This window comes from Acinetobacter sp. AOR43_HL (assembly GCF_027854635.1).
Taxonomy (GTDB): domain Bacteria; phylum Pseudomonadota; class Gammaproteobacteria; order Pseudomonadales; family Moraxellaceae; genus Acinetobacter; species Acinetobacter pittii.
Genome location: NZ_JAKTHX010000016.1, coordinates 1 through 24,360 on the forward strand (window position 1 = coordinate 1; position 24,360 = coordinate 24,360).

The following is a 24,360-nucleotide window of genomic DNA, read 5'->3' on the forward strand; positions in this document are numbered from 1 at the left end:
GGGCGCTTAGCTCAGTTGGTAGAGCGTCTGCCTTACAAGCAGAATGTCGGCGGTTCGATCCCGTCAGCGCCCACCATAATTTCTATCAGAAATTTAAATTCCCTAAATTCATATTCATCTATAAATATCTTATACTTACATGTAAATTTATTTACTACGTGACTCAGTGTAGATACAACGTTTCTATTCTAAAATTAAAGTCCTTATACCTTTAAGTTATTCTTTTTATTGATCGCTAGTTCTTAATTTTTTAGCATTAGTGTTTTTTTACTCTTGCTGTTGATGGGCTTCCTCCTCCTTATTAAATTTCTTTATTAGTGGCTAAAGATAAGAATCTAACTTGCAATTTATGATCTTCAGCTTACATCAACTCTGTATTTGTACCGATCACTAATATTTTCACAAATAAAAAAACTGCTATTTTTTAAATAGCAGTTTTTTTTATTAAATTATTTTTAATATTCGTTTAAAAGCCATCCACTTGCATATGCGAAATATTCACGTAACCATGCATTGTAGCGAGTAGCTAATGGTGTCTCGGCCGCTATCCCATAAACTTGGGTATAGCCCTGTTTTTTTGCAATTGCTATTGCTCGAGGAATATGAAAATCACTTGTCACAATAGCGATTGGCTGGTCTAAGGTAATGTGGTGCTGTTCTAATAAGGGTTTACTATTTTTTAAGTTAAGCTCTGTGCTGGTGCTTTTATCTTCAAGGATCATTTGATCTCTTGCGATATGATACTTTTGTTCAAGATAACGAGACATAACCAATGCTTCGCTTTCTTTTTCTGAAAAATCAAGACCACCTGTTAGAACAATCTGTGCTTGCTGCTGTTTTAGGGCTAGAGGGGCGGCCGTATCTAAACGTTTTGCAAGAATTGTGGATGGCTGACCATTCTCAACACCGCTTCCTAAGACAATAATTGCTTTTACTGGAGGAATATTATTTGAAGTATCTTTATTTTCTTTAATAAAGCTAAAAAAATAGCCTAAGCCAACTAACCATATCCAGAAGCATAACCATCCAAAACGCCAAAGTGTGTGTAAGCGATAGTGATAGAAGAAAAAGCGTTCTAAATGATAATAAAATAAGGAATATAGGCAGAAGAAAGCACCTAAAATTAAAGGAATAACGGTGCCTACATTAATTTTATTGAGACAAATTAGAACTAATCCATCTAGAAATAAAATCGAACCAATGATTGCTAGGAAAATACGGATCCACTTACTGACTTGCATTGTGCTTAGAGTTGCAATTTAAATTGCAGACAGTGTATGCAAAATCATTCTGAATGCAATAAAAAACCGAGTAAAGCATTTAAGCTATTACTCGGTTTTTGTTTTTATTGATCTTTAATAAACATCACGGCGGTAACGGCCTTGTTGTCTTAAATCATCTACCTGTTCTTCACCTAGAATTTCGATAAGTGCTTGATCGACTCCACTTGCCATACCATCAATACTACCGCATACATACAGAACAGCACCCCGTTCTACCCAGCTTACTAATTCTGCTGCATTCTGACGGATTACATCTTGAACATACATGCGTTGTTCTTGATCTCTCGAAAATGCTAAATCGAGGCGTTTTAACATTCCTGTGGTTTTCCATGCCTCAATAGTTGATTCATAGAAGAAATCACATGCTCTTTGACGTTCACCAAAGATTAACCAGTTTTCAGTGTAATCATGACGTGTACGGGTGTGTAATAGGCTCATTAAGCCAGCAATACCTGTTCCGTTACCAATGCAAATAATAGGGCGGTTATCATCAATAAGATGGAATGATTCATTGGTACGAATACGCAAAGCAATTTCATTATTAACTTGTGTATGTTGAGTCAGCCAACCTGACCCTAAACCTAAATTACCAGACGCATCAAATTGTTGGCGTACAACCAAACGAAGGACTTGCTGAGAAGGAATACTCGCAATCGAATACTCTCGCGTTGGTAGAGTAGGGAGCTGCTCTAATAAATGATCCAGATTGGCAAATGGTTCAATTTCTCCCGTTAAATCTTTGTTCCAAAGAGCTTTTTCAATTGAAATCTGTAATGAATCAACTTTTGAATTTTTAAGAATATGATGCTTTTGCAAAAAAGCGTGAATACGTTCAGGACTATTACCAGGCTGGATTTCGGCAATATCACCCGCTTGCCATATCGCTTCATGATTTGCTTTAAGTTCAATATTATAAGCAGGCTGACCTAAGCTATTTGGATTGAGTAAATCACGTTGCTGCAATGTCCAACTATCAAATACTTTTTCCAGATTTACCGCATGCAAATCTAATTTAGTTGCCTTCGCAAGAGATTGGTTCCATTTTTGAATATCCGATTGGTTTGCATTATCAACTTCAATTGTATTGAAGAGAGCATGAGCACCATTTGCTTTAAGCCAAGCATCCACGGCATGGCCAAAACTACAGTAAGTGTCTGGATATTCTTTAGAGCCTAGCGCTAGAACAGCATAGTTGATGTGCTTAAGATCCACATTCAATTTTAAAAGTTTCTTAGCAAAGCTTGTCGCGAGATCAGGAGCATCACCAGTACCATAAGTACTGATCACAAATAAAACCTGCTGATGTTGCTCTAAATCAGTTTGTGTTAGCTGCTGTACAGGTTTTACCTGAACAGGTTGATGAGCCTCTTGTAAACTTGTTGCCGTACTCCAAGCGAGTTGTTCAGCTACGCCTGTTTGAGTTGCATAAGTAATAAGCCAAGGCTTTGCATTTGGATCAATGTATTGTCCTGCTAAAGACTGACGAGCCGCCTGTGTTAATTTTTTCTGTTTACGGCGTTTAAGGTAAAGCATCCACCCAGTAACTAAGAACAAAGGCATTGCTAGAGAGGCAAGCATCGCAACGAATTGATAAATTGGTCCAAAGAAGCTACCGCGGTGTACAGGCAACATGCTGCTCATAATCTTTTGATTAAGCTTTTTGTCTTCGTAAAGCTCCATCTTTTCGATGTTGCCAGTTTGATAATTATAGATGGCTTGGTTACGTGCCCGTTCGTGTTGTGGGGTAGCATCGACAAAGCTTAACTCAATTTTTCCATCATCTTTTTTCGGTAAGCTTAATGTTAGAGTCGAATAATCACGTCCAACCTGACTATTGAAGCCACTCCATGTTTGATTAAGTACTGTAATGAGTTGAGTATTATCTAATTGAGGCTCTGATTTTTTATCATTATTACGGTCAGATTGTTTACCTTGCTGTATTCCACGATTTTGATTTTGAGGAGTAGCGCCATGATCTTGTCGTTTAGGCTGTTCAACTCCCATCACTTTGAACATGCCACTACGCCACCAATCATAAGACCAATATAGTCCTGTACATGCGAAAAGAAGATAAAAAACAATGACCCATGTGCCGACAACAGCATGTAGATCCCAAATAAAATTCCGGCCTTTGAGTTTCGGTTTAACAGCAAGCCATTGACGAGCAGAGTGCTTTTTAGGCCAACGTAAATATAACCCACTGAGTACGAAGTAAATTAGCATGAGTGCGCAGGCCCCAGTAATTTGTTTACCAACTTCACCTGCTGTTAAATTACGATGAATTTGTTGTATGAGTAACAATAACTTTCGACCTTTAACATCTGGAAGAACCTCAGCGTTATAAGGGTTCACCATCATATTATAGCCACGGCGTTCACCTTCTTTTTCAATATTCACCACAGAAGAAGAGGTGGGGTCCTTGGCGATCGTAATGCTATTAATTTTGATTTCAGGTTGGGTTGTATTGAAATGCTGGTAAAGCTGAGCAGGAGTTAATTTTGGAGTGTTTTCAGCTTGAACAACATAACTATCAGAATTCACCCATTTTAAAATTTGTTGGTCATAAGAATAAATTGCCCCTGTAACACCCATAATGGATAAGATGAGGCCAGCAGTAATACCCAGAAACCAATGAATTTGAAATAAAATTTTTTTAAACATGGTCGAAAATGTAAATATGATGGAGATCTTGTAACGAAGTATAGCCGAAGATTGGGGAGATAATATGGATTTTGGAGATAATATTAATTTTCATTATCATTTATTTTTAGCTTAATAAAAAACCTCCATGAGGAGGCTTTTTATAAAATCTAGAATTACAAGGTTTTTGGTTCGCCTACAGATTCTTTTAAGTGTGTGCGAATTGTATTGAACGAGAAGTTTTTCGAATCCATGCGCTTAGGTAGGATATAAGCACCTTGTTGTTCTTGGCCTTTTGGGTCTTTTACCTTGAAATTGACCAAAATAAAATCAGGTGTATTGTACCATTCGTAGATATTTTTCCATCCAATAGTACCTACGCCTTCTTGTAAGCCCATTTGTTGACGCATCACAATACCATGAGGCTGCACACCTAAACGAATACCTTTGATTTCCTGTACCGGAAATTCATTCATTTTGCGTTTAACGTACCACTCTAATCCGTATTTACGACCTAGGTAGTAAAGTACTACAGCAACAATAGCAACCCAGCAAAAAACAGTAGAGTAGTTCTTAATAAAAATAAGACCTAATATAGCTAGGGCTAAAATGACACCCATAATTGCCCAAATTTTTGTGCTGATTTTATTAGTGCTGCGCCAGATAAGAAGCTGTGCATTACGTTGTTCAGCTTCTGACACGTCATAGGGAACAGGCTGAAGCGTATAAGCGTATAAAGTTTTCGCGGTCATAGTGCAAATAACAAATTGTAAACTGTTTTAAGTTTAGCATTAATTGGCATAAGTCAGGAAAGGATATTATGCCAATTTCATACTAATTTCCGACTCAAATTTATAACGATGCAAGCTCGCTGGCATCGTTATCAAGATCATGACTTAGACGTTGTTTTAGCATACTAAAACGGTTCAATACACCAAGCATGAGTGATAGCTGCTGTAAAATGATGAGTGATTTTTGATCCTCTTCATTATTTTGGCTCAAACGTTGACGTATCGTCTGGAGCATATTTTGTGCTGTAAGATCAGGCATCTCATCTCTCAATAAAGCCCCCTGAATATCATCTAGCGCTTGGTCTAAGAGTTTAAGAACAGCTTGATCTTGAATGCTTTCTCGATGTGCTCCAAGTGCGGCGATATAACTTAAAAATGTATGGTTTAAACATAAAAATTCAAAGATATCCGACTTACGGGTAGGGTCAAAGTCTGGCTCTGTTGCTAAAGTTGAAATAAGTGAAGCAACCTCGGCATCTGTATTATGAGCAGCTCGTCTTACAATACGGTAATTCAACGCATGATTGCGACCTTCATGATATTGTTTAACAACTTCAGCTAAATAATTGCATTGAGCTTGTAATGAACGTCTGATGTTGCGAGGTAAGCGTCGGAATTTCCAGTCAGGCCAAATAAAGGTCACACCAAACCAAGCTAGGGCACATCCAATTAAAGTATCTACAAATCGCGGAATAGCAGCAGCCATTGCCGAGCCATCTAGATTAAAGTTAATTAATGCCAAAATTGTAATAAATGCGGTTGCTTGAGCATATTGCTTACTGCGTAACTCAAAAAACAGTACCCCGCTCAAGATCAACATTAATAGTTGTCCTTCGACGGAAGGCACGAGAAATACAATGGTAAGACCAACAATAATTCCGACTAATGTTCCGACAATTCGTAAGCGTAAGCGACGTTTGGTTGCGTTGAAGTTAGGTTGGCTTACAAATAGGGCTGTAAGCATAATCCAATAGCCGTACTCGATATTGGTCATTTGAATCAGCACATACCCAATAAAAAGAACGATTGAGACGCGAATTGCATGGCGGAAAAGTACAGATTCAGGAGTTAAATTTTGCTTTATTCGGATGACAATATCATTCCATCCTTGTAAATCATCATCTTTAAGCTGGTTCTCTGCTTGTTTAACTTTATCAGACTGAATGTGTTGTTCCGTTTCCAAGTTAAGTAACTGAGAGTCGATAGATTTTAAATTTTGGTATAAAGCGAAAAGAGCATTTACCCATAAAAGATCATAATGCTGATCACGTCTTAGCTTCTCTAAAGATAGTCTTAAGTTCTCAAAACTCTGCTTGAAACGTTTGTTATGTTTATAGGGTTTACGTTGTAAAATACATTCATTTAACTCTTGGCAAGCTTTACCTTGAACTGCCAAAATTCGTTGAAATCTAAATAAAATATCGCTGTGCTGAAAAATTTTGGCTAACTTTTGATAGTCGATATGGGCTGAGTCAGCACGCTCATGAATGTCTTGAGCGACAAAATAATAATGTAAGCTTCGACGTGTATCTTTTTGTCCACGGTCACCTTTTAAACGAGTCAATAAAGCTGTTTTTAAGTCATTAAAAATCGTAATTAATTTACCATTTTCTAATGACAACTCAATCATGCTTTGCTGATAGCTGGCAGGAGTCATATCTACATCAAATAAGTTTGATTTCGCAAATAGAAAATCACCTAGAGAGGCATAAGACGCTGCGAGTTTGTCTTGAAGTTGGCGAACGGGGAATAGCAAAAAGCTAATCGTTGCAATGAGGCCATACCAAGCAGCGCCTGCAACTAAAAGAGCAGGTTGAATATACCAGTGATCGAAAAGGTGAACACCCAACATTGTATAGACCGAAACAACCAAACAGCCATAAGAAATGGTGGCGTAACGACGTCCTAATGAACCTAGTAAAATCCAGCCAATACATGAAGCAATCAACCCTAAGGCAAAAGCCATTGGGTAGGGGAAAAGTAGTTGTACAGAAGCTGCGGTAACGAAGAACCCAATATAAGTATAAATTAGGTTCATGATTCGCACGGAAAAGCGATCATCAATATCACTCAAACCTGCTGCGACTACACCTAAAGTGAGTGGAATAGTTGCTAATTGATAGCCTAAAAAATAAGGCACGAAAGCAGTTCCTGAAAAGGCTATCAGCATTCGCACGTTATACATAAATGTTGTGTTATAAGTCGCTCTTTTTAGGCGTTTAAACCAAGATTTCAAATGAAGTCCTTGCTGATCAACCTGAGTGATAAAGGATTTGTGTATTTCTACACCAATGTTGCACAAATCATACGATAGACAGTGTAAGCTTGTCTGTATGCAAATGAGTGAAAAATGAAATATCGTTATGTCTGAACAAACAGCCCAGCGTCAATATTCTATTGGCTGGATTATGTTGCTCGCTTTACTTACGGCTTTAGGGCCGTTATCCATTGATATGTACTTACCTGCGTTACCACAAATGGCCCATGATTTTGGGGTAAGTACGCAAATGGTGGCAAATACACTACCAGCTTATTTTTTTGGTTTAGCCATTGGGCAGTTGGTTTATGGTCCTTTAAGCGATCGTATCGGTAGAAAGAAACCACTTTACTTTGGCCTCGCGCTTTATGCAGTCGCAAGCTTATTTTGTGTAATGGCTACTAATGAATGGAGCTTGATTGCGGCCCGTATTTTACAAGCTTTAGGTGGTTGTGTTGGCGTAGTCATGGCTCGTGCTGCAATACGCGATAAATTGGACGTACAAGGCTCTGCACAAGCTTTCTCAAGCATGATGATTGTCATGGGGCTTGCACCAATTTTGGCTCCTATGATCGGAGCATGGATTTTAATTTGGTTCCCTTGGCAGGCTATTTTTATTGCGCTTTCAGTTGTGGGTGCACTATGTTGGCTGTGTGTACATTTCTTTTTTAAGGAAACTTTGGCAAATGATAAAAGGCTTAAGCTATCGCTCTATCAAGTGGTGACTTTATATGGAGCTATTTTCAAAGATGCGAGTTTCCGCTTACCTATGTTTGCAGGGTGTTTAACAGGGGCTGCATTATTTTGCTATATCAGCTCAGCGCCTGCGGTTTTTATGGATCAGTACGGGCTTAATCAGCAAGAATTTGCCTACGTATTTGGACTAAATGCTTTTGGCATTATGTTAATGTCATCTTTAAACAAGCATTTAACGACACGTGTTGAAATTACCAAACGCTTAAAATCGGGTTCACTTGTGCAAGTGACTGGAGCCATCATTGTATTTATTGCGGGTTTAATTCCTGCGGCGCCTTTATGGCTGGTTATGGTAGGGTTGTTTTTAGCTATTTCAGGCATTGGTTTAACAGGCCCAAATGCGATGGCGTTAGCAATGTCCAAACAAGGTGCTCGCGCTGGAACAGCAAGTGCAATTATGGGAAGTATGCAATTCGCTTGTGGCCTTTTAGGTGGCGTGCTTCTTAACTTCCTGATTTGGTCTGCATCGCTCAATATGGGGGTGATGATGGTGTTATTTACACTAAGTGGTTTTATTGTCGTCTTGAAAGCGACACAACAGGTCGAAACCAAGCCATTCTCATAGCTTTTAGAGAATGGCCACTTATAGCTTATTCGTCTAGAAAAACTGTGAAATTTTCAACAGGTTCTCTAGGTGTAATAAAGGTATTTACAATATGATTAGGGTCAGCATGGCCTAACGCAATTGCACATACTAGTTCTTCATCATCTGATGCACCCACTATATCTAAAACAATAGGGTGAAAATGATTCCAAGCTGCTTGTGGGCATGTATCTAAACCACGTGCCTTGGCAGCGACCATCACGTTTTGGATCATCATTGCGATATCCATTTTAGAACCGATTCCCATAGTTTTATTTACGGTAAAGAAAAGACCGACTGGTGCATCAAACAGTTTAAAATTACGTAGTTGCTGTTCAGCCATTTTTTCTTTTTCACCCTTTTTGATTTCGAGTAAACCATAAAGGCCCCAACCATTTTCGCGGCGACGGTCAATAAAAGGAGATATCCATTTTTCAGGGTAATAGGCAAAAGTTTCTTTATATCGTTCTGCAAGTTCAGGATTTTTTGAAACTTCAATTTGTGCAGCACAGACACGTTCAACTATTTCATCACGCTTTTTACCTGTGACCACATAGACTTTCCATGGTTGGGTGTTCGTTCCAGAAGGTGCTCGACTTGCGACTCGTAATATATCTTTAATGACTTCTGGCTCAATTGGAGTATTTAAAAAAGCGCGGACAGAATGTCGAGAAGTGATAGCTTCATCAACGAGACGAACTTGTTCCAGATTCATGCGTACTCCTATATCTTTTCTTAAATACTTCATACTTTTTTGAAGTTTAATTTCATGTTTTGAAAGTACTTCATTTATAAGCAAAAAATATTAGAAAAGGGATATCCTTAAAGATATGATGATGTGTTTAGTTTCGATATAATGTCTAATTAAATCTAATGTGAATATGCCACTTTAGATCTAAATAGACAAAAAAATATGATGTTTTTGACTAAAAAATAAATCTATAGCATCAGTTGGTTTAAAAATTACTCAATTGAAAAAAAGGTATAATATGTTTAAAAACAGTGCAAAACAGGTGGTTTTGGATGAAAAGCAATCGGAAATAACATAAAATTTTAATGAAAAACATACACAAAATTTTAAATTTCTGCATAATACCGACTTTTTTACGCAGGTATGATTTCTCCATACTCATGTTAGGAAAGAAATGGCTGCATGCAAAATCCCTTTACAAAAAGGATTTGAGTGTAGAAATGGAGAAATACACGAGGAATAAGGAGCTTTACATGAGTTTACCGCTCATCAACAAGCAGTTCATGAAACAAGGATTGGCGATTACCATTGCAACCATGAAAATGAACGTAACTCACGCAACTACTGAGCTACAAGAAATACAACAGCTTGGTACAGATCTAAATGCACTCTTCTCCAATCAGAGGGAAAAGGGCGCAGATAGCCGCGTTATGGCGATGGCTCGTTACAGTCTTTGAAATTCATATCCATTTTAGACATTCGCTCTCAAGTATATGTAAATATGCTTATTGGCTTAAATCCAGATTTTTATAACTCGATTAATTGATGGGAATCATTAAGCGAGCTGATTTAGCGGTGGTCATTTGTTAGTTTCCAAGTTTGTAGCCGAGTCGATGCATTCTGTTCACCCAAATGGGAATATGTTCAGTGGTGCGATGAATTCATTTTATCTGAAGGGTGCTTTCTCTCATGCGACCTTCAAAGGCTTAGTGCTGGGCATTATGTTGCTTAAACTTGTGACGTTAATTGCTATTCAAGTGACATTAAAAGTTTTTCCTTAAATGTACTGAAGAAGTCCCTATTTTGAGGGGCTTTTTTGTTTATTGCAGTATTTTGGCTTGTGCTATTAGCACATTAGCAAGAACGTAAGCGGACCGAGTATGAACGAACAACTCAATGCCACACTGATGTCGTGGGTACAATTTTTTAATGATCCTTTATGGGATTTTCTGGTTATTTTCTTGCTGGCTGTCGGTATTTTTTATACGGTCTTAACGGGGGCAGTGCAGATCCGCATGTTCTTGCAAAGTATCCGTGTCATGAAAAGCAGCCGTACAGAAGGCGAAGATGAGCATGGACTTACACCTTTCCAAGCTTTTGTAACGGGTCTTGCAAGCCGTGTTGGGGTGGGTAACATTGCAGGTGTGGCAATTGCGATCGCAATTGGTGGCCCTGGCGCTGTGTTCTGGATGTGGGTAACTGCCGTACTTGGTATGAGCTCTGCTTTTATTGAGTCTACACTTGCTCAGCTTTTTAAAGTTCGAGATAACAAGACTAAACAGTTCCGCGGTGGACCAGCTTACTATATTACCCAAGGTTTACGCAGTAAAACCTTTGGTGTGGTTTTCGCACTAGCACTCATTTTTACCTACGGTTTCGTATTCAACTCAGTCCAAATTAATGCGATTGCTAATGCTTCTTCACATGCTTGGGGTTGGGACAAAGCTAATCTTATTGCTCATTTAGGTGGTGTTGATCTAGAAATTTCATGGGTTGGCCTTGCGCTTGTCGTTATGGTTGCATTGGCAATTTTTGGTGGTATTAAACGTATCGCTAAATTTGCAGAGATGTTTGTACCTTTAAAAGCGGGTCTTTATCTAGCCGTTGCTCTCTATATTGCAATTAGTAACTATGCAATTTTGCCTGATATTTTAAAGCTGATTGTGACTGAAGCTTTCCACTTCAATGCTGCGGCAGGTGGTTTCTTCGGTGCGGCAGTGTCAATGGCAATGATGCAAGGTATTAAACGTGGTTTGTTCTCAAACGAAGCAGGTATGGGTTCTGCGCCAAACGCAGCTGCTGCATCTGATGTAAAACATCCTGTAAACCAAGGTTTAGTACAGATGCTTGGTGTATTCGTAGATACGTTCATTGTATGTACAAGTACTGCAATCATCATCTTAGTTTCTGGCGTTTACCAAGACGCAGGTTTTGTTGGTGTTGAATTAACACAACGTGCCTTAGAAACTCAAGTTGGGCATTGGGGATCTGATTTCCTAGCGGTTCTATTATTCTTATTCTGTTATTCAGCTGTATTAGGTAACTATGCTTATGCAGAAGGTAATGTACAGTTTATTAATAACAACCCGAAAGTCATGTTTATCTTCCGAATTTTCGTATTGGTGATGGTGTACTTCGGTGCAATCGGTAGTGTTCCACTCGTTTGGTCAATGGCTGACTTGTTTATGGGTATCATGGCAACCATTAACTTGATTGCAATTTTACTATTAACGCCAATGGCACGTACTTTGTTAAAAGATTACCGCGAGCAATTAAAACGAGGCATTAAAGAGCCTGAGTTTAAAATTGACAAGTATCCGGAATTGAAGAAAAAAGTTGATTCAGATATCTGGTAAGTTTCAAAAGGCCTCTTATACATAAGGGGCCTTTTTTATATAGGGGACAAATAAAATACTTGAGTCTAAATTTTAAACATGACAAATTAAATAAATTCACTACAGCTTTTCACGAAAGTAGCAACTAAAATTGCAATCCGAACTTAAACCTCATAGTGCGAAGATGGGCCATGAAACAGCTTAAATTGTGGGTTCTCGGACTCTCTATGGTGTTGGCGGGATGCCAGACCACCACACACTTGTCTGCTGCTCTAAAACCGCAAACGACAGAAGCTTATGCTCGTCCTGTCGATCAACCTTTTGCAAGAATTAAAAAAATGCAAAAACGTCCTGTTGTTGCGCTTGTATTGGGTAGCGGTGGAGCACGAGGTTATGCTCATATTGGGGTGATTGAAGTTTTAGAACAACATGGTATTCGCCCGGATTTTATTGTAGGTACGAGTGCGGGTAGTATTGTTGGGGCAATTTATGCGAGTGGTAAAACACCTGCTGAACTGCGTGATACTGCTTTAAAAATGAAAGCTGGTGACGTCCGTGACATTAGTATCGGTCTAAAAGGTTTTTTTGATGGTAAAAAAGTAGAGAACTACGTTAACCAGCAAGTAAATAATATGCCACTCGAAAAAATGAAGATTCCAATGTATGTGGTGGCAACTGAACTGAAGCATGGCACTAAGACCGTATTTAACTACGGCAATACTGGGCAAGCCGTGAGAGCCTCTGCTTCGATTCCGAGTATGTTTGTGCCGACTAAAATTGGTAAATCTGAATATGTAGACGGTGGGTTGGTGAGTCCTGTACCGGTTGAAGTAGCTCGTGATTTAGGGGCTGATGTCATTATTGCAGTTGATATTTTAGCTCAGCCTATTTACACAGAAACATCGAATGTCTGGGGACTGTTTAACCAGAATATTAATATCATGCAAGGGCGTTTGGCAGCAGAAGAATTACAATATGCAGATGTTGTTATTCAGCCAGATTTAAGAGAAAAAGCACATATTTTTGATGTCAAAGGCCGTGAAGCTACTATGAAATCTGGTATAGATGCAGCTAATGCCAAGCTTTCTGATATTCAGTTTGCTATTGATGAAAAAATAGCTGAACAAAATATGTCTACGGAAGGCTTGAGTGCTCAAAGCCAATAAATAAACGTTAATATTCTGAAAATTATAAAAAAAGCCCACATAGGGCTTTTTTTATGGAAGTCTAAATCTTCAATTTTTGGAATAAAATTTTTTGTATATTAGAGACATGTTGGATATGCTGAAAACTCTAATGGTTAATATGAAATATTGTTGCCGTTTTTTAAAAATAATTGATTTGTAGTGTATTGAGGCTGACTGGATAAATGATACAGCAACAGGTTAAAAATGGCTTTCCAACATTAGATGATGTTCATGCTGCCGCAGAGCGTTTGGAAGGTTTAGTTGTAAAAACTCCCTTTGTTTTCTCAGAGACCATTTCTAAAACCTTAGGGGCTGAGATGTGGTTGAAATTTGAAAACTTACAATTTACAGCTTCATTTAAAGAGCGGGGTGCTCTGAATAAACTGTTGTGTTTATCTGAGCAAGAAAAGCAACATGGTGTTATTGCAGCTTCGGCAGGCAATCACGCACAAGGTGTAGCCTACCATGCTCAGCGGACAGGTGTGACTGCAACTATTGTAATGCCGAAATCTACGCCAAATGTTAAGGTGCAACGAGTACGTGAGTACGGTGCGCGCGTTATTTTGCATGGGCAGGACTTTTCAGAAGCTGCTGCTGAAATGCATCGTGTTGCACAAGAAGAATCTTTAACGATTATCCACCCATTTGATGATGCTGAAATTATTGCGGGTCAAGGCACCATTGCACTTGAAATGCTTGCGGCTGTGCCTGATCTGGATATTTTGGTTGTGCCAATTGGTGGTGGTGGTTTAATTTCTGGTATTGCAATTGCTGCTAAAGCGATCAATCCAAAAATCAAAATTATTGGGGTGCAGTCAGTTGTATACCCAAGTATGGCAAAACTACTTTGCAATTATCAACATGCGGTTTCAATGGGCTCTACTGTTGCTGAAGGTATTGCGGTAAAAACTCCAGGTGAGCTTACGACCCAAGTTGCTAAAGAATATGTTGATGACATTGTCGTTGTTACTGAGGACATGATTGAAGAAGCGATTGCACTATTACTTAATATTGAAAAAACAGTATGTGAAGGAGCAGGAGCGACAGGTATTGCTGCAATTATGTCGCGTCCCAATCTATTTTTAGGTCATAAATTAGGTGTGGTGCTGTCGGGTGGAAATATTGATACACGTGTTATGGTCTCTGTATTACAACGCCATTTAACCCGTACAGGCCGTATGGTTCGTATTCGTGTTGAATTACCGGACAATCCAGGTGCTTTAGCTCGTTTGACGGCCATTATTGCTGAGCAAGGTGGTAATATTTATGAACTACGTCATGAACGCTTTGCGGCAACAAGCCGTGCCAAAGAAAGCGCTGTAAGCGTTGATGTAGAGTTAAAGAGTGCCTCAGACCTAGATTTGCTCATTCAAGCAATGCAATTAGAAGGCTATATTGTTCGTAAAGAAGAGATTTAATCTCTGATATCACTGTGTTATAAAAGCTGTATATGGCTCTATCGAGAGTCATATACAAGGTAATTTAAATGGATTAAATTGCCAAAAAAGGGATTAATTTACAAAAAAACGATCAAATCCTTCAATGGAACAGGAAAAACTGACAATTCTCTAAACTTTACCCTTCACAATTTTAAGGTTTAGGTTTTAGTATTCCTTTCATTGTAAATTTGAAGAAATATAGGGATATCCACGCTCAATGTTCAAATCATTTTTTCCATCACCAAGGTATTTTTTTATATCTGCGGTCATTTGGATCGCGCTCAATATGGTGCTCTGGTACTCAGGTGGGAACACATGGGGAACTTTTATCGGCTTTGCTAAGGGCTACCATGATGTTCAACCACCATTAGGTGTGAGCCGTTTTTGGTCTCCCACTTTCTTATGGTTTTATGTTTGGTTTTTAGTCTCTACTGCGCTTTTTGCTGGTTTCTGGAGGACTATATCGAATAACCCTTGGCAACGTTGGTCTGTGTGGGGCTCGGCGTTTATTTTATTCAATATCTGGTTTAGCGTTCAGGTTAGTGTAGCTGTTAATGCATGGTATGGGCCTTTTTATAATCTCATTCAAAGTATGTTGGATCACGGTGGTGGTGATATTAATAAACTTTATATGGGAACAGTTACATTTCTTTTAATTGCGATGGTCGGTGTGACTTTAGCTGTTATTAATGCTTTTTTTGCTAGTCATTATGTATTCCGCTGGCGTACAGCAATGAATGAATATTACACAGAGCATTGGGAAAAGCTTCGTCATATCGAGGGGGCTTCACAGCGTGTTCAAGAAGATACCATGCGTTTCGCCTCTGTTTTAGAAGACCTCGGAGTAAATTTTGTTAAGGCTATAATGGTTTTAATTGCCTTTTTACCTATTCTTTTTGAACTTTCTAAACAAGTTAGAGTACTGCCTATTGTAGGTGAAATTGATCATTCATTGGTCTGGGCTGCAATTGTATGGGCTGTTTTTGGTACTGTTCTATTAATGGTGGTTGGTATTAAATTACCTGGTTTACAGTTTAATAATCAAAAAGTAGAAGCTGCCTATCGTAAAGAACTTGTCTATGGTGAGGATCATGAGGAGCGTGCACAGCCAAAAACATTAAGAGAATTGTTCTCAAGTGTTAGGCTGAATTATTTCCGTTTATATCTGCATTACTCTTATTTTAATTTAGTTAGTATTTGGTATATCCAATTAGATATTTTATATAGTCTAGTTGTTTTATTCCCTTCTATTGCCGCAGGTAAAATGACATTGGGTTTAATTACGCAAATAGGTAATGTTTTTGATAAAGTCCGTGAATCATTCCAATATTTAATTAGTTCATGGAAAACGATTATTGAACTGCTTTCAATTTATAAGCGTTTAAGAATATTTGAGAAAATTTTAGATTAAAAAGTAATCATATCTCTGAAAGATGCCTTGGTTCAAGCCATGGCATCTTTAGAATATTAAGTATTTAGTAGAATAAAAGATTTGGTAAGTTTCTTCGTTTATAATTTTGATTTATATAAAAATATATTTTTGAAAATATTATATTTTCGCGGTATAAAACTTGCTTCTATATTGGTTTTAATTTTGCCATTCGCTTAATTAATAAAAAATAATCACTTTAAGCTATTGTTTTAGATCATTAAATATTTAAATATGAGGTTAAGTCTTTGAAATCTATTTTACTTAAAAGTGCTCTTACGATTGCACTTATGACTTCTGCTAATTTGGTACGTGCGGAATTAGTAACAAATTCTCAAATCAAAAAAATATCAGGTATAGATCAACAATATATTGATTCCTCTATTAATGAAAAGAACGATTTTTATTCACATGTAAATGGTATTTGGTTAAAAAATACTGAAATCCCAGCTGATAAAGCAAGTTGGGGAGCTTTTAATCAGCTCCGTGAGTTATCAATCAGCCAAGTACATGGAATTGTAGAAGAGCTCTCTGGTCAAAAGTGGGTGGATGGTAGTTTAGAGCAAAAAGTAGCTACTCTATATGCTAGCTTTATGGATGAAAAAAGTATTGAGAAGCAAGGTATTAGTCCCCTAAAAAATAAGATAAATCAAATTGATAAATTGAAAAATAAGAATCAAATTGCAATTTTAATGGCACATTTTGCTCGTATTGATGTCAATAGCCCAATCCGTCTAAGCATTGAACAGGATATGAAACAATCTACTGAAATGGTGGCTGGTTTGGAGCAAAGTGGTTTGGGTCTACCTGACCGTGATTATTATTTGAAAGATGATAAAAAATTTATTGAAACTCGTGCACAGTATTTAAAGTATATTGAAAAAACTTTAACACTTGCTGGAGACTCGCAAGCAGCACAACATGCTCAGGAAATTTTAAAACTTGAAACTCAGTTGGCAAAAATACAATGGAGTAATGTACAAAATCGTAATCTTGCAAAACGCTACAATAAATACAAAATCAAAGATTTATATAAACTAACACCTGTATTTGATTGGCAAGGTTATCTAACAGCAACTGAATTAAAAGGAAAAATTAATACTATTCAGGTAAATCAGCCAGACTACTTTCAGGGCTTAAATACAATTATTCAAGATACACCCTTAGATATATGGAAAGCTTATTTTAAATTGCATTTGATAAATAATTTTTCTCCATTACTAAATAGCGCTTTTGTAAATAATAAATTTGATTTTTATAACAAGACACTTCGAGATATTACTGAACAAGAAGCGCGTTGGAAGCGTGGTGTACAGCTTGTTGATAAGGTTCTGGGAGATGGTATTGGCAAACTTTATGTTGAAAAATACTTTCCTGCTGAGAAAAAACAACAGATAGAATTATTGGTGCAAAATCTGATTCGTGCTTATGACCAAAGCATTACAGAATTGGACTGGATGAGTCCTGCGACGAAAATACAAGCTCGTAAAAAGCTTTCTCACATGTCAATAAAGATCGGGTATCCAAAAAAGTGGCGTGATTATTCTGGTCTGCACATCGCTAAAAATGATTTAGTTGGAAATATAATTCGTGCAAGTGAGTTTAGATACCAATATGAACTTAATAAATTGGGTAAGCCGGTTGATCGTGATGAATGGTATATGAAACCACAAACGGTGAATGCTTATTACAATCCATCATTGAATGAAATTGTATTTCCAGCAGCGATATTACAACCACCTTTTTTTAATATAAAGGCAGATGATGCAGTGAACTATGGTGGTATAGGTGCTGTGATTGGCCATGAAATTAGTCATAGCTTTGATGATCAGGGGAGTCAGTTTGATGAATTGGGCAATATGAGAAACTGGTGGAATGCTGAAGATCATCAGCATTTTAAAGCTAAAACACAAGCGTTGATTGAACAATATAACCGTTATGAACCGATTGCTGGTTATCATGTTAATGGTGAATTAACATTAGGGGAAAATATTGCAGATAACTCCGGGTTAGCAATTGCCTATAAGGCTTATCAAATTGCATTAGATGGTAAGCCAGCCCCTGTAATTGATGGACGGACTGGTGAGCAACGTTTTTATATGGGGTGGGCTCAAGTTTGGCGTGCGAAAACCCGCGAAGCTCAAGCGGTTATCTATTTAAAAACAGATCCTCACTCTCCTGATAAAGTACGTGGCAATGGAGCTTTAATGAATCAAAAACCATTTTATGAGGCTTTTAAAATAAACGAAGATGATCAGATGTATTTACCACCAGAGAAGCGGGTAACTATTTGGTGATTAAGAAAACCCGCGAAAGCGGGTTTTTTATAAGTATTGGATTAATGGGTTGTATTATAAAAATTAAGGATAGGTCCTACTAAAGACTGTTGAGATTTATCTAAGGTGACTTGAATCTCTTTATAGTTAAAAGTGTCTTCATCATCATATTTAGCTATACCATGCGTTTTATTGTTCACTTGTGGAATTTGATAACTAAAAAAAGCCACTTTCTTAGAAGGATGAACAATGTTAATTAGTTTTTTAGGGTCTTTATAATCACCGAATTCATTTTCAAGACTTTCTTTTAACAGCTCAGGAAAATAAAGAGTTGCATTTGGTAGTCCACAGCCAACACAAAATGAAGAATCATAAAGTTCTATTGCTTGTTTTTGATCTGTACTCATTATTAGAGCAAAACCAGTCCCGTTAGCACCCGCATTTGCTTGCACATCTTGCCAGTTTCTTGGAACGAGCACTAAACCTGTTTCAGGTAATGCAAGAAGCTTGAGTTGCTTGGCATGTTGAGCATCGAGTTGAAAATTAAAACGGCAGCTTTTAGGCGTGCATTTTTCAAAATCTTTAAGTAAACCATCCTCCATTGGGTTCTGTGCAGTAACACCATAAAACGGAACTGTAACGCCGTTTAAAAATTTTGCCTCTCCTAGAGTGTAGAACTGATTGTCTGCTTTGCGGGTTGCAGCAGAGCTATAAAATTTGGGGAAATGGGGAGTAAAGCTTTTTACTTCTGCATAAGCAGATGAGGTTAGACAGGTAAATGCAGTAAATAATAAAAAATTCAGTTTTTTCATTTTTAGAAAGTAATCAATTTAAATTTTATATAAATCTAGCATATTCTTTTAAACTAGACGGTAACTCAAAATTTAACACTATTGTTAACTTCATAATAAAACAGACTTATAGAGATATGAAATAATGAAAAATATGCTTTCAATTTGCTGTTTGGCAGTAATGAGTTCTTATAGTTTTGCTCAAGACATCAAAGGTATTTCATTTTCACACCAAGAGTGGGAAGTTTCTTGCAGCAATACGGGAACATGTAAGGCTGCAGGGTATCAAAATGAAGAAAATGGTGATAACCCAGCTTCAATTTTATTAACACGTAAAACAGGCCCAAAACAACCTGTGCAGATTGAATTTGCTTTGTCAGACTATGAGCAAAGCATGCCAGCAAACCAGCTTAAAAATATTCATTTTTATATAAATGGCAAAGATTTAGGCGCTGTGACTGTAGATGGTACTGAGTTACCACTTATGGGTAAACTCAACAGCTCACAAGTCAATGCTTTACTACAGCAGTCCAAACAGAAGACCGAAATTGTATTTAAAAATGCTCAGCATGAATGGAAAATTTCCGATGCTGGAATGACTGCTGTGTTACTAAAAATGGATGATTTTCAGAAGCGTATCGGAACTGTTGGTGCTTTGGTTAAAAAGGGCAGCGCCAATGAAACCAAAGTGCTTATGCCTGAGCCAAAACTACTTGTTAAACGTATTAAGACTTCAAACAAACCTTATTTAACTTTACAGCCTAAAAATAAAAAGTACCAAGCCATACATCGTAGTTTGATGGCTGCTAAACCGAATCAGAAAGAAGATGGCTTTTGTGAAGGCGTTTATGGCGGTAATAGCGATGGAGCTGAACCACAGAAAATTGAGCTATATAAACTAACCAATAAGAAAGTTCTGGCGACTACGTTGTGCTGGAGAGGGGCTTATAATGAAGGATATGGTGCTTGGGTGTTAGATGAGTCTTTAAATGGTAAGGCAACATTTGTGACTGAGTCCGCTTCAGATTTTGATAGCGGTATTATCAGTAGTGCTCAAAAGGGAAGAGGCATTGGAGACTGCTGGGCAAGTGAAGAATGGGTGTGGGATGGTAAGAGTTTTGTACATACTAAGGATATGTGGACGGGTATGTGTAAAGGCTTGGCAGCAGGTGGAGTGTGGGAGCTTGATCGAATAGAGTCTGTGGTGAAATAAGTATTTTGTGGTTACAGAGTCATAACAGGTAACTTTAGTGACTCTGTGATAAAAAGAACAGATTGTTTATTGGAGCCAGACCTATGTCACATCATCTTTACGCTATTGTTCGCCGTAAGTTTTCACACCTGAGCCGTTCAATATGTGTGGCTGCTGCTGTGTTGGGGACTACTCAAATTGCGATGGCTGGACCAACGGTTGATCAGCTCAGTGATTGTTTAGTTAAGGCTACAACGGCTTCAGACAAAACTACTGTACTTCAATGGACATTTACGGCTTTAGCTGCTCATCCAGATTTAAAAGCATTTAGTAATGTAACGCCTGAGCAAAAAGATCAGTTAGACCAAAAACTGGCTCAGGTTTTACAACGTGTGATTGTGGAGCAATGTTCTGCTCAGACCAAAGCTGTAATTCAGGCTGAAGGTGTGAAGGCGGTTGGAGAGGCTTTTCAACAGTTAGGTCAAAGTGCGGGTGAAGATATTGTTAAAGACCCGGCCGTTAAACAGCAGTTACAAGGTACATTGCGTTATATCGATTTAAATAAATTAGTGACGACGTTTTTAACACCAGAAATTTGGAATAAATTAGGGATTACAAGATAAAAATCTAGTTTTCTATTTTAGTAATAAAGCCTGCTATCTAACAGCAGGCTTTATTGTATTTGGGATAAAGAGATCTCTTTAGATCGTAATTGTAGCCCCTAAAACTTTCACAAATTGAGCTAACCAAGCTGGATGTGCAGGCCAAGCTGGAGCAGTCACTAAATGACCATCTGTAACTGCTTCAGTCACAGCAATATCTGCGTATTGTCCACCTGCCAATTTTACTTCGGCAGCACATGCTGGATAAGCTGAGCAGAGGCGACCTTGTAATACATCTGCCGCTGCCAGTAACTGAGCGCCATGGCATACGGCTGCTATCGGTTTTTTCACTCTATCGAACTCGCGTACAATTTCGACAACACGATCATTCATGCGTAAATACTCTGGTGCACGACCACCCGGAATCACTAGACCTACATAGTCTTCGGTATTAACGGCATCAAAATCATAATTAATCGCGAAGTTGTGGCCACGTTTTTCACTATAAGTTTGCTCACCTTCAAAATCATGAATAGCCGTTGCAATATGGTCGCCGTTCTTTTTATTTGGGCAAACAGCATGCACGGTATAACCTAGACCAGTTAAGAACTGAAAGGGAACCATAGTTTCATAGTCTTCGGCATAGTCACCGACCAACATTAAAATCTTTTTAGACATGATTTATCTCTCTTATTTAAAATATATGTGATTTCAATTTTTAATTTAAATTAGCACAATGAAAGTATGATTTTTAGCAAAAAGCACATTCTTTAGTCGAAGGATGTTTCATAAGGATGTAAAAAAAGCCCCGATAAATCGAGGCTTTTTCTTGAGTTGACTAATGAAATCAACCAATCAACTTCTTCATTAATTCATTTACTTGAGCAGGGTTAGCTTTACCCTTAGAAGCTTTCATGACTTGACCAACAAGACCGTTAAAGGCTTTTTCTTTACCAGACTTGTACTCTTCAACCATTTTTTCATTGGCTGCAAGTACTTCTTTAATGATCGCTTCAATTGCACCTGTGTCAGTTTCTTGCTTTAAGCCTTTTTCTGCAATAATGTCATCGGCAGATTTACCTTCCGATTCCCACATAAAGCCAAAGACTTGTTTAGCAATCTTACCGCTAATGGTGTTGTCAATAATGCGTGCAATCATGCCGCCAAGTTGTTCAGCAGAAACAGGAGAGTCTGCTAAGTCTAGGCCAGCTTTGTTTAACGCACCTGAGAATTCACCCATTACCCAGTTTGCTGATACTTTACCTTGCTTCGCACCGCCAGCAGCAGCCACAACAGCTTCATAGAAGTCTGCCATTTCGCGTGAGAGCGTAAGTACATGTGCATCGTACTCAGTTACACCAAAGTCTGCGATAAAGCGCGCACGGCGAGCAGCAGGGAGCTCTGGAAGTGCAGCGCGAGCAGCTTCAATTTGCTCATCAGCAATAATCACAGGTAACAAGTCTGGATCTGGGAAGTAGCGGTAATCGTTTGCTTCTTCTTTAGAACGCATTGAACGCGTTTCCATTTTGTTTGGATCGAACAAACGAGTTTCTTGGTCGATACTTCCGTCGTATTCCAAAATTTCCATTTGGCGTTCAATTTCAACATTGATCGCTTGCTCAATGAAACGGAATGAATTGAGGTTTTTAAGTTCACAGCGCGTACCAAAAGGTTGGCCCGGACGACGTAAAGATACGTTACAGTCCGCACGGAATGAACCTTCTGCCATGTTACCGTCAGAAATACCTAACCAACGTACTAATGTATGAATCGCTTTAATGTAAGCAACAGCTTCTTCAACTGAACGCATGTCTGGTTCAGAAACGATTTCAAGTAAAGGTGTACCAGCACGGTTTAAGTCAATGCCAGACATACCTTCAAATTGGTCGTGTACGGATTTACCAGCATCTTCTTCAAGGTGAGCACGAGTTACGCCAATGCGTTTAGTCGTACCATCTTCAAGCTGAATGTCGATGTGCCCCAAGCCCACAATCGGGTTGTCCATTTGGCTAATTTGGTAGCCTTTTGGCGAGTCAGGGTAGAAGTAGTTTTTACGTGCAAATACTGATGCTTGGTCGATGTAAGCATCAATTCCAAGACCGAAGCGAATTGCAAGATCAACCACTTTTTCATTCAAAACTGGAAGTACACCCGGCATTGCCAAGTCCACAAGGCTCGCTTGCGTGTTTGGGTCTTGACCAAATTCAGTCGATGAACCAGAGAAAATTTTAGAATTGGTTGCAAGCTGAGTGTGAATCTCGATACCAATAACGACTTCCCAACCGTCAATCAATTTCAACTTTTGAGCTTCAGCCATTATGCGTTCTCCTCAGCAATTGCCGCACGTTGAGTATGGAAATCGGTGTTTTGTTGGTATTGATGAACAATCGACAATAATTGTGATTCTGACCAATAGTTACCAATCAACTGTAAGCCTACAGGTAAGCTGTCTTTATCAAAACCAACAGGAGCATTAATCGCTGGTAAGCCTGCCAAGTTCACTGCAAGTGTATAAATATCGCCTAAATACATTTCTGTTGGGCTTAAGTTCGCACCAATTTTATATGCAGTTGTTGGAGCAGCAGGAGCCGCAATCACGTCCACATTTTCAAATGCTTTTAAGAAGTCTTGTTGAATTAAACGACGTACTTTTTGTGCTTTCACATAGTAAGCATCGTAATAACCCGCAGAAAGCGCATAAGTACCAATGAGAATACGACGTTGAACTTCTGGACCAAAACCTTCTGAACGAGAGCGTTTGTAAAGATCCATCAAATCAGCAGGGTTTTCACAGCGGTAGCCGTAACGAACACCATCGTAACGTGACAAGTTAGAAGATGCTTCTGCTGGCGCGATGAGGTAATACGTTGGAACATAGGCTTCAGTCATGTTGAGGTCAATCTCAACAAGTGTTGCACCCATTTCTTCAAGCTTTTTCAAAGACTCTTCAACACGTGCTTTTACATCAGCATCTAAGCCTGCAACGTTAAAGTACTGTTTAGGAATACCAATGCGTAAACCTTTTACAGATGTGTTGTTTAAGTTTGCAACGTAGTCATCAACTTCTTTTTTAACCGAAGTCGAGTCTTTTGCATCATGACCTGCAATTACATTCATGAGGTAAGCACAGTCTTCGGCAGAACGAGCCATTGGACCCGCTTGGTCTAAAGATGATGCATAAGCAATGATCCCGAAACGAGATACACGACCATAGGTTGGTTTTAAGCCTGTTAAACCGCAGAAAGAGGCAGGTTGACGAATTGAGCCACCTGTATCAGTACCTGTAGCAAAAGGTGCTAAATCAGCTGCTACAGCCGCAGCAGAACCCCCTGATGAGCCACCAGGAACGTGGTCGAGTGCCCATGGGTTACTTGTTGCACCAACATACGAGCTTTCTGAAGTTGAACCCATTGCAAACTCGTCCATGTTCACTTTACCTAAAGTGACCAGACCAGCTGCTTTAGTTTTTTCAACAACAGTTGCGTCGTATGGAGAGATGAAGTTGTCTAGTATTTTTGAACCGGCAGTTGTTTTAATGCCTTTGGTACAAAAGATATCTTTATGCGCAAGAGGAATACCCGTTAAAGCGGTTGCATTACCTGCTTTTAATGCAGCATCGGCAGCGTCGGCTTCAGCAAGCGCTTGTTCAGGCGTAACCGTCACGTAGCTTTTTACCAGTGGGTCAATTTTAGCAATACGTTTTAAATAGTGTTCAGTCAGTTCGCGAGATGAAAACTTCGCTTGGCTTAAGCCCTCAGCAAGTTCACGAATTGATAAGCGATGTAAATCAGTCATGAGTAAAATTTCTTTACATTCAAAATAGGGAAG

Annotated in this window: 19 protein-coding genes and 1 tRNA gene; 11 read left to right on the forward strand and 9 right to left on the reverse strand. The window is 38.6% G+C overall.

What is annotated here, in order from left to right:
- Window positions 1-76: transfer RNA gene (locus tag MKL33_RS06450), tRNA-Val, on the forward strand.
- Window positions 77-455: 379 nt separating this feature from the next.
- Here the strand turns inward: MKL33_RS06450 and MKL33_RS06455 are convergent.
- The 4 genes from MKL33_RS06455 to yccS form a co-directional block, all read right to left on the reverse strand.
- A complete protein-coding gene (locus MKL33_RS06455; protein WP_161282944.1) occupies window positions 456-1,241 on the reverse strand; it encodes a YdcF family protein in 786 nt (261 codons plus the stop codon).
- A 114-nt stretch (window positions 1,242-1,355) separates the two neighbouring features.
- Window positions 1,356-3,944 carry a PepSY domain-containing protein gene (locus MKL33_RS06460; protein ID WP_141315944.1) on the reverse strand — a complete coding sequence of 863 codons (2,589 nt, stop codon included), beginning with the start codon at window positions 3,942-3,944 and terminating at the stop codon, window positions 1,356-1,358.
- A 155-nt stretch (window positions 3,945-4,099) separates the two neighbouring features.
- Window positions 4,100-4,675 (reverse strand): SdpI family protein, encoded by a 576-nt coding sequence (locus MKL33_RS06465; protein ID WP_014207549.1) that lies wholly within the window; start codon window positions 4,673-4,675, stop codon window positions 4,100-4,102.
- Window positions 4,676-4,775: 100 nt separating this feature from the next.
- Entirely contained in the window at window positions 4,776-6,950 is a 2,175-nt protein-coding gene (gene yccS, locus MKL33_RS06470) for a YccS family putative transporter (RefSeq protein WP_151302303.1), read from the reverse strand.
- A 127-nt stretch (window positions 6,951-7,077) separates the two neighbouring features.
- Between yccS and MKL33_RS06475 the strand changes: the two genes are divergently transcribed.
- On the forward strand, window positions 7,078-8,292 hold the full coding sequence (locus MKL33_RS06475; protein ID WP_130173345.1) for a multidrug effflux MFS transporter: 1,215 nt from the start codon (window positions 7,078-7,080) through the stop codon (window positions 8,290-8,292).
- A 25-nt stretch (window positions 8,293-8,317) separates the two neighbouring features.
- Here the strand turns inward: MKL33_RS06475 and MKL33_RS06480 are convergent, their stop codons facing one another.
- On the reverse strand, window positions 8,318-9,025 hold the full coding sequence (locus MKL33_RS06480) for a nitroreductase (protein WP_199977930.1): 708 nt from the start codon (window positions 9,023-9,025) through the stop codon (window positions 8,318-8,320).
- Window positions 9,026-9,534: 509 nt separating this feature from the next.
- Here MKL33_RS06480 and MKL33_RS06485 point away from each other — a divergent pair.
- The 7 genes from MKL33_RS06485 (at window position 9,535) to MKL33_RS06515 (ending at window position 17,968) form a co-directional block, all read left to right on the forward strand.
- A complete protein-coding gene (locus MKL33_RS06485) occupies window positions 9,535-9,738 on the forward strand; it encodes a hypothetical protein (protein WP_130119519.1) in 204 nt (67 codons plus the stop codon).
- 183 nt (window positions 9,739-9,921) lie between these two features.
- Window positions 9,922-10,062 (forward strand): hypothetical protein, encoded by a 141-nt coding sequence (locus MKL33_RS06490; protein ID WP_014207545.1) that lies wholly within the window; start codon window positions 9,922-9,924, stop codon window positions 10,060-10,062.
- Between the two features lie 99 nt (window positions 10,063-10,161).
- Window positions 10,162-11,637 (forward strand): alanine/glycine:cation symporter family protein, encoded by a 1,476-nt coding sequence (locus MKL33_RS06495; protein ID WP_057062565.1) that lies wholly within the window; start codon window positions 10,162-10,164, stop codon window positions 11,635-11,637.
- 170 nt (window positions 11,638-11,807) lie between these two features.
- Window positions 11,808-12,782 (forward strand): patatin-like phospholipase family protein, encoded by a 975-nt coding sequence (locus MKL33_RS06500; RefSeq protein ID WP_005804673.1) that lies wholly within the window; start codon window positions 11,808-11,810, stop codon window positions 12,780-12,782.
- A 203-nt stretch (window positions 12,783-12,985) separates the two neighbouring features.
- A complete protein-coding gene (locus tag MKL33_RS06505; RefSeq protein ID WP_032037380.1) occupies window positions 12,986-14,221 on the forward strand; it encodes a threonine ammonia-lyase in 1,236 nt (411 codons plus the stop codon).
- Between the two features lie 238 nt (window positions 14,222-14,459).
- A complete protein-coding gene (sbmA, locus tag MKL33_RS06510; RefSeq protein ID WP_032005414.1) occupies window positions 14,460-15,653 on the forward strand; it encodes a peptide antibiotic transporter SbmA in 1,194 nt (397 codons plus the stop codon).
- A 266-nt stretch (window positions 15,654-15,919) separates the two neighbouring features.
- The gene (locus MKL33_RS06515; protein WP_270906687.1) at window positions 15,920-17,968 is read left to right on the forward strand and encodes a M13 family metallopeptidase; all 2,049 of its coding nucleotides are present in this window, start codon (window positions 15,920-15,922) and stop codon (window positions 17,966-17,968) included.
- 41 nt (window positions 17,969-18,009) lie between these two features.
- Here MKL33_RS06515 and MKL33_RS06520 read toward each other — a convergent pair whose 3' ends face one another.
- Complete coding sequence (locus tag MKL33_RS06520) at window positions 18,010-18,759, reverse strand: DUF4850 domain-containing protein (RefSeq protein WP_270906688.1); 750 nt, start codon at window positions 18,757-18,759, stop codon at window positions 18,010-18,012.
- A gap of 124 nt (window positions 18,760-18,883) precedes the next feature.
- On the opposite strand from MKL33_RS06520, the gene MKL33_RS06525 reads away from it, so the two are divergent.
- Window positions 18,884-19,951: a DUF1176 domain-containing protein gene (locus MKL33_RS06525; RefSeq protein WP_270906689.1), complete on the forward strand. Its 1,068-nt coding sequence runs from the start codon at window positions 18,884-18,886 to the stop codon at window positions 19,949-19,951.
- An 83-nt stretch (window positions 19,952-20,034) separates the two neighbouring features.
- Complete coding sequence (locus tag MKL33_RS06530) at window positions 20,035-20,553, forward strand: hypothetical protein (protein ID WP_032005407.1); 519 nt, start codon at window positions 20,035-20,037, stop codon at window positions 20,551-20,553.
- Between the two features lie 78 nt (window positions 20,554-20,631).
- Here MKL33_RS06530 and MKL33_RS06535 read toward each other — a convergent pair whose 3' ends face one another.
- From MKL33_RS06535 to gatA, 3 genes are all read right to left on the reverse strand, one after another.
- Window positions 20,632-21,210, reverse strand: a complete 579-nt coding sequence (locus tag MKL33_RS06535) for a DJ-1/PfpI family protein (RefSeq protein ID WP_270906690.1) — start codon at window positions 21,208-21,210, stop codon at window positions 20,632-20,634.
- A 169-nt stretch (window positions 21,211-21,379) separates the two neighbouring features.
- Window positions 21,380-22,849 (reverse strand): Asp-tRNA(Asn)/Glu-tRNA(Gln) amidotransferase subunit GatB, encoded by a 1,470-nt coding sequence (gatB, locus tag MKL33_RS06540; RefSeq protein WP_270906691.1) that lies wholly within the window; start codon window positions 22,847-22,849, stop codon window positions 21,380-21,382.
- The gene (gene gatA, locus MKL33_RS06545) at window positions 22,849-24,327 is read right to left on the reverse strand and encodes an Asp-tRNA(Asn)/Glu-tRNA(Gln) amidotransferase subunit GatA (protein WP_005072830.1); all 1,479 of its coding nucleotides are present in this window, start codon (window positions 24,325-24,327) and stop codon (window positions 22,849-22,851) included. Before gatA ends, gatB begins: the two co-directional genes overlap by 1 nt.
- Between the last annotated feature and the right edge of the window lie 33 nt (window positions 24,328-24,360).